Origin of the sequence: Nocardia nova NBRC 15556 (assembly GCF_001613005.1) — a bacterium.
Lineage (GTDB): Bacteria > Actinomycetota > Actinomycetes > Mycobacteriales > Mycobacteriaceae > Nocardia > Nocardia nova.
This window is the reverse complement of sequence record NZ_BDBN01000064.1, coordinates 22,465-29,455: the sequence shown is the minus strand read 5'-3', so window position 1 is coordinate 29,455 and position 6,991 is coordinate 22,465. Positions and strand designations below refer to the sequence as shown.

Genomic DNA, 6,991 nt, shown 5'->3' with positions numbered 1-6,991 from the left:
GGCGCACAAACAGTCCGGCCGGTTAACCGACCTTCTTGAGAGGCAACTTTTCCAGCCTAACCACTGAAGCTCGCGAAGTCAACTCACGATCTCTGGGTCCTACTGGCCGTCAGGCGCTCCTCGTCCGACCTCGTTGTCCCGGGCCTCTCGGCTCCGGGTCGGTGTCCGTGTCGCTCTGACTTGGAATAAGTTACGTGGCGGAGAACAGAACGTCAAATCGCCACGTCGGCTCGCATTTTCGCAGGTCACCGGCCCGGCTCCGGGCCGGTGACCGACCCGAATCACACGGATGTGACTCAGGTCATGGCCAGATCAGCTCCCGGCTCGGCGGGCGCCGGCGAAGTTCTTCTTGCCGCGCCGCAAAACCAACCAGCGTCCGTGCAGGTAGTCGGTGTCGGCGGGCATCCACTCCGGGTCGGAGATGCGGACGTTGTTCACCGAGGCGCCGCCGTCGGCGACCGCCCGGCGAGCTGCGCCACGACTGTCCGAGAGTCCCGAGGCGACCAGCAGATCGACGATCGTCGATTCGGGGCCGGCCTCCGCCACAATGCCCTCACCCGCGGCTTCGGCCAGCGCGGAGCCGAGTGTCGCTTCGTCCAGATCGTGCAGATCGCCGCGGCCGAACAGCGCCTGGCTGGCCAGCTGCACCGCGCGGGTGTGCGCCTCGCCGTGCACGAGCGTGGTCATTTCGGCGGCCAGGCGACGCTGCGCTTCCCTGGCATGCGGACGTTCGGCGGTCGCGGTCTCGAGTTCGGCCAGTTCCTCCCGGTCGAGGAAGGTGAACCAGCGCAGGTAGCGGATCACGTCGGCGTCGCCGGTGTTCACGAAGTACTGGTACCAGGCGTACGGGCTGGTCATCTCGGGATCGAGCCACAGACTGCCGCCGCCGGTCGACTTGCCGAACTTCTTACCGTCGGCGGAGGTGACCAGCGGGGTGGTCAGGGCGTGGACCTGCTCGCTGTCGAGGCGGCGGTTGAGTTCGACGCCGGCGATGATGTTGCCCCACTGATCGGAGCCGCCGACCTGCAGACGGCAGCCGTGGGCGCGGCGCAGCTGTACGAAGTCGTTGGCCTGCAACAGCATGTAGCTGAATTCGGTGTAGGAGATGCCGTCGCCGTCGAGGCGGCGCTTGACGGTATCCCGCGCCAGCATCACGTTCACCGAGAAGTGCTTGCCGATATCGCGGAGGAAGTCGACGGCGCTGAGGTTGCCCGTCCAGTCCATATTGTTGGCGATGATCGCGCCGGTCGGCGAATCGTCGAAGTCGACGAAACGCTGCAGCTGGCCGCGGATCCGGTCGGCCCACTCGGCGACGGTATCGGTCGAGTTCATCACCCGCTCCCCCACGTCGCGGGGGTCACCGATCAGACCGGTGGCGCCGCCGGCCAGGACGATCGGGCGGTGTCCGGCCTGCTGGAAGCGTTTGAGCGTGAGCAGCGGAACGAGATGGCCCGCGTGCAGACTCGCCGCGGTGGGGTCGAAACCCGCATACAGGGTGATGGGGCCCTTCGCCGTTTCGGCCCGCAGGGCGTCCAGATCCGTGGACTGTGCGATCAGCCCACGCCAGGTCAGTTCGTCGATGATGTCGGCGCTCACGTCCTCCCATCTTTCCGCACCGAGCCCGCTCGGCTGCGCTGGGTCGGCGATGTCCGGGCCGGGCGGGCCGTTCGGTCAGGAATGAACCGCGCCGATGCGTCGGGGGCCCGGCCGATGCTCGACGATCGTCGGCTGGGCAGTCCGCGAGCGGAGCGTGGACGCGTGCGTATGTGTGCGAGCGTCCGGGCCATGGCCGATCGCCTCGGATCCGGATGTACTCGATACATGACAGAGAACACCATGATCGACAACGAAACCCTCGGCACCACAACGGTTTCCGCCGACGCCGGCACCGACCGCACGTCCACCCCGAAGACCGGCCCCGACCACACGGCCGTGGGCCCCGTCGTCGTCTTGGGCGGCGTCGGGAAGACCGGTCGGCGGGTCGTGGCGCGTCTGGCCGAGCGCGGCATCGAGGTGCGCCCGGCCTCCCGTTCGACCGCGATCCCGTTCGACTGGGAGGACCGGACGACCTGGGCGGCCGCCCTGGACGGCGCTCGATCCGTCTACCTGACCTACCAGCCGGATCTTGCCGCCCCGGGCGCCGACGAGGCGGTGAGAGAACTGACCGCGGTGGCACGCCGGGCCGGGGTGCGGCGACTGGTTCTGCTGTCCGGCCGGGGCGAGCCGGAAGCGCAGCGTTGTGAGGAGATCGCCCTGCGCAGCGGCCTGGCCACGACCGTGGTGCGGTGCAGCTGGTTCGCACAGAACTTCAGCGAGGATTTTCTCGCCGAGGAGATCGCGACCGGACAGGTGACACTGCCCGCCGATACGGTCGCCGAGCCGTTCGTCGACGCCGAGGACATCGCCGATGTCGCTGTCGCCGCACTCACCGAGGACGGGCATACCGGTGAGATCTACGAACTGACCGGGCCGCAGGCACTGACCTTCGCCGAGGCGGTGGCCACGATCGCCGCCGCTACCGGTCGCGCGATCGGGTATCGGCCGGTGAGCCTGGACGAATACGCCGCCGCGATGTCGGAGATGGGACTGCCTCGGGAAGTGGTCGACTCGCTGACCTATCTGTTCGGCACGGTTCTCGACGGCCGCAACACCGCCGTCACCGACGGTGTCGAGCGGGCATTGGGGCGGGCGCCGCGATCGTTCGCCGACTATGCCCGCCGGACCGCGGCCGAGGGCGGGTGGCCGGTGACCGACGGTGGCGAGCCGGCCGGTGTGCCGCGCGGGTGATCGGCGATGCCGGTGATCGTGCGTGATTTCCCGGGGTTCCGTCGTCCCGCCGGTGCTGGGAAGCCGGTTGCCGCACCGGCCGCCATGCGCGATCGTCGTGGCATGGATGCCCTCGCCGACCTGCTCGACGGCCCGCGCGCTCGCGGTGCGTTCGTGATGCGCTCGCTGCTGGACCCGCCGTGGTCGCTGCGGATCCAGGACCGGGCGCCGCTCACGGTGGTGGTGGTGACCCGTGGATACGCCTATCTCGTACCGGACGGCGACGATCCGATCCGGCTCGAGGAAGGTGCGGTCGCGATGCTGCGCGGTCCGGATCCGTACACGGTGGCCGACGAACCGTCGACCCCGCCGCAGGCGATCGTTCACCCTGGGCAGACCACGACCACTCCGGACGGTGAACTGCTCTGTGAGACATGGGATCTCGGGGTTCGCAGCTGGGGGACGAACGCGGCCGGAACCACCGCGCTGCTGACCGGAACCTACGAGGTGGCCGGCACGGTCAGCGACCGTCTGCTGCGCGCACTGCCGCCGCGGGCCGTCCTCGACGGTCACGAGGTCGACGAACGTCTGCTCGGCCTGCTGGTCGACGAAGCCGGCCGCGACATCCCCGGGCAGGCATCCGTGCTCGACCGGCTGCTGGATCTGCTGACCATCGCCGCACTGCGCACCTGGTTCGCACGGGCGGAAGCGCCGCAGTGGTACAGCGCCTACGCCGATCCCGTTGTGGGCCAGGCGTTGCGGCTGCTCGAGCACAATCCCGCCCACGATTGGACGGTCGCCGAGCTGGCGGCGACCGTCGGCGCGTCCCGGGCGGCGCTCGCGCGCCGGTTCACCGAACTCGTCGGGGATCCGCCGATCGCCTACCTCACCGAATGGCGGCTGGCGCGAGCCGCGGACCTGCTGCGCGGGACCGACGCCACCATCGAGTCGATCGCGCGGCAGGTCGGTTACGGGACGGCGTTCAGTCTGAGTGCCGCGTTCAAACGGCGTTACGGGGTCAGCCCCGGCATACATCGGCGCGCCGAAACCCTTGCGGCGGAACCGGAACGTGACGCCGGAGCAGGCGGCTGACGAGTCTTCAGCCGGCATGTCGATGGGCCCGCGCCGGGTGTTTTCCGGAGCGGGCCCATCTGGCGGGTGCGAGTTCAGTGTGCGGGGCGGCGTTCGTAGGCGATCCAGGCGAAGACCGCCATCAGGACCAGCGGGAAGATCGCGCCGGCCGGGGCGTCCATGACGAAGGCCTGAGTAGCGGCCGCGCAGACCATGGTGATCGACAGTCCGGCGGCGGCGAGCCAGGACAGGCGCGGCACCAGCAGGCCGATACCGCCCGAAATCTCCACCAGGCCGGTGAAATAGCGGAACCAGTCGCCCCAGCCGATGTCGTGGAAGATGCGGACGGCGTCGGATTGGCCGACCACCTTCGGCAGCCCCGAGGCGATGACGAAGAACAGGCCCAGCACGATCTGCAGGGTCCACAGCACGCGCGTGCGGATCTTGCCGGGACGAGTGGCGACGGACGGGGCGGAGGCGGTGATGGCGGTCATGATTCGGTGTCCTTCCGGATGCTCGGTGTGGGTTCGAGCGCGCTCACCACAGAAGACGGGCCACCCCGGAAGAATTCATCGGTCAGGAGAAAGCGGATCTCAGGGCGCTCAGGTGTACCCGGCTGGCCGTGGCCGCCGTCTGGGCCGACCGATCGCGAATCGCCTCGAACAGCACCTCGTGGGCGTGATGGTCCGCGGCGGGATCGGCCATCGGCCGCATGCGCAGCATCTGCGTCATCGCGCGGTGCACGCGCGGGACGAAGGCGTCGAACAACTGCAACAGCACCTCGTTGTGCGCCGCCGCGATCACCGTGCGGTGAAAGGCGGTATCGGCGTCGACGAGATGGTCGACCGAATCGTCGGATCCGGCACGCACCGCCAGCGCCTTCCGCATGATCCGCAGGTCGGCGGGGGTGCGCCGCTGCGCCGCCAGAGCCGCGGCTTCGGCCTCGATGGCGATGCGGGCCTCGATGACGGCGGCGATGTCGGCACGGCGCAGCACCTCGTCCCAGTCTTCGGCCACCTCCAGCGCGGTGACGAAAACGCCTGCCCCCTGGCGGCTTTCGAGCACGCCCTGACCGGACAGTTCCCGGATCGCCTCGCGCAGCGTGGAACGTCCCACGCCCAGCTGGGCCGCGAGGGTCGTCTCGCCCGGCAGTTTGTGTCCCAGCGGCCATTCACCCGAACGGATCCGGTCGAGCAGGAGTTGAGCGGCCTGGGCCGCCAGCGGTTGCCTCTGCACGGTCGCCATCGGCCCTCACCTCTCTACTTGTCTGAGGAGTTGTCACTCGCTATGGTAGCCGACATGGGACAGGGACTGCTTCTCCTCGGCCGCCGCGGCGGGGTCTGAACGACCGGCACCCTGCCCGCGGGTTGCTGGGCTGCGCCGGTCGACACCTCCGACGCAGAAAGCCGATCCCGTGCCCGACCACACTCCCCGCTGGAATCGCCAGCGTCCCTCCGCCATGCCCTCGGATCGTTATCACGATGTGTATCACCATGTTTCGGTGCCGCTGACCGAGCGCAACTGGCCCTCGAAACGCCTCGAATCCGCCCCGCTGTGGGTGCCGGTCGACCTGCGCGACGGCAATCAGGCCCTCGCCGAACCGATGGATCCGGTGCGCAAGCGCCGATTCTTCGAGATGCTGGTCGCGATCGGCTACAAGGAGATCGAGGTCGGCTACCCGAGTGCCTCGCAGGCCGATTTCGACTTCGTCCGCCTGATCCGCGACGCCGAGCTCGCGCCCGCCGACGTCACCCTGGTCGTCTTCACCCCGGCCCGTGCCGATCTCATCGCGCGGACGTTGGAGTCCGTGGAAGGGATCACCAACGACGTGGTGATCCACATGTACACCGCGACCGCGCCGCTGTGGCGCGATGTCGTGCTCGGGCGGTCCCGGGCCGAGGTGGCGGAGATGATCCTCGCGGGCGGCCGCGAGATCGCGCGGCTGGCCGGCGACCGGCCGAATCTGCGATTCCAGTTCTCCCCCGAGGTTTTCATGCTCACCGAACCGGATTTCGTGCTGGAGGTGTGCGATGCGATGACGCAGCTGTGGGACGCGAGCCCGCAGCGCCCGGTGGTGCTGAATCTGCCGGCGACGGTCGAGGTGGCCACGCCCAATGTCTACGCCGACCAGATCGAATACATGGATCGCAATCTGAGCCGCCGCGACGGTGTGATCCTGTCGGTGCATCCGCACAACGACCGCGGCACCGGCATCGCCTGCGCGGAATTGGCGATGCTGGCCGGAGCCCAGCGCGTGGAGGGCTGCGTCTTCGGCAACGGTGAGCGCACCGGAAACGTCGACATCGCGACGCTGGCCCTGAATCTGCACGCCCAGGGTGTGGACCCGATGATCGATTTCTCCGATATCGACGGCATTCGCCGCACCGTCGAGTACTGCACGCGGATGCCGATCCCGGAGCGACACCCCTACGTCGGCGATCTGGTCTATACCGCGTTCTCCGGGACGCACCAGGATGCGATCAAGAAGGGTTTCGCCGACCATCGCCGGCGGGCCGAGCTGGCCGGGGTGCCGGAATCCGAGATCGAGTGGCAGGTGCCGTATCTGCCCATCGACCCGGCGGATGTCGGACGCAGCTACGAGGCGGTGATCCGGGTGAACTCACAGTCCGGCAAGGGCGGTATCGCGTATCTGCTGCAGACCGGATACGGACTGGAGCTGCCGCGACGGTTGCAGATCGACTTCGCGCGGCATGTGCAACGCCATACCGACGACACCGGCGCCGAGGTGGGTGCGCGGTGGTTGTGGGAGCTGCTGCAGCAGGTGTACGGCCCGACCGGCGACGGTATCGCCTGCGCCGGAGGCCGGATCCACTGGCGATTCGGCGAGTCCGGCGACGTCGTGATCACCGCGCCGAATGCCGGGGCCGAGGTCGAGACGACCTGCACGGCCGCCGATGCCAGTCGGCTCACGGAAATATTTGCCGCACAGGGCATCTCGATCGAGCCTTTGCAGGCTACCCACCATCGGCTGCCCGCCGGCGCGGGTGCGGAATACGTGGTCTACGGCGAGTTCCGGGTCGGCGGTGACGTTCGATGGACGCTCGGCGTCGCCGATACGGTCGCGGCGGCCGAATCGGCGGCGACGATCGCGGCGGCGCAGCGCGGGCGGATCCGCGCCGAGTTGACGAGCTGA

6 protein-coding genes are annotated in these 6,991 nt (G+C 68.8%); 3 read left to right on the top strand and 3 right to left on the bottom strand.

What is annotated here, in order from left to right:
* Positions 1–312: 312 nt before the first annotated feature.
* Positions 313–1,596 carry a tyrosine--tRNA ligase gene (gene tyrS / locus NN2_RS24175; protein WP_063016127.1) on the bottom strand — a complete coding sequence of 428 codons (1,284 nt, stop codon included), beginning with the start codon at positions 1,594–1,596 and terminating at the stop codon, positions 313–315.
* Positions 1,597–1,821: 225 nt separating this feature from the next.
* Between tyrS and NN2_RS24170 the strand changes: the two genes are divergently transcribed.
* Both NN2_RS24170 and NN2_RS24165 read left to right on the top strand, forming a co-directional pair.
* Entirely contained in the window at positions 1,822–2,787 is a 966-nt protein-coding gene (locus NN2_RS24170) for an NAD(P)H-binding protein (RefSeq protein WP_227462771.1), read from the top strand.
* Between the two features lie 102 nt (positions 2,788–2,889).
* A complete protein-coding gene (locus NN2_RS24165; RefSeq protein ID WP_063016137.1) occupies positions 2,890–3,858 on the top strand; it encodes an AraC family transcriptional regulator in 969 nt (322 codons plus the stop codon).
* A 74-nt stretch (positions 3,859–3,932) separates the two neighbouring features.
* On the opposite strand, the gene NN2_RS24160 is transcribed toward NN2_RS24165, so the two are convergent.
* Both NN2_RS24160 and NN2_RS24155 read right to left on the bottom strand, forming a co-directional pair.
* Positions 3,933–4,331: a DoxX family protein gene (locus NN2_RS24160; protein WP_063016125.1), complete on the bottom strand. Its 399-nt coding sequence runs from the start codon at positions 4,329–4,331 to the stop codon at positions 3,933–3,935.
* 82 nt (positions 4,332–4,413) lie between these two features.
* A complete protein-coding gene (locus NN2_RS24155; RefSeq protein WP_063016124.1) occupies positions 4,414–5,082 on the bottom strand; it encodes a FadR/GntR family transcriptional regulator in 669 nt (222 codons plus the stop codon).
* A 214-nt stretch (positions 5,083–5,296) separates the two neighbouring features.
* Between NN2_RS24155 and NN2_RS24150 the strand changes: the two genes are divergently transcribed.
* Positions 5,297–6,991, top strand: a complete 1,695-nt coding sequence (locus NN2_RS24150; RefSeq protein ID WP_063016123.1) for a 2-isopropylmalate synthase — start codon at positions 5,297–5,299, stop codon at positions 6,989–6,991.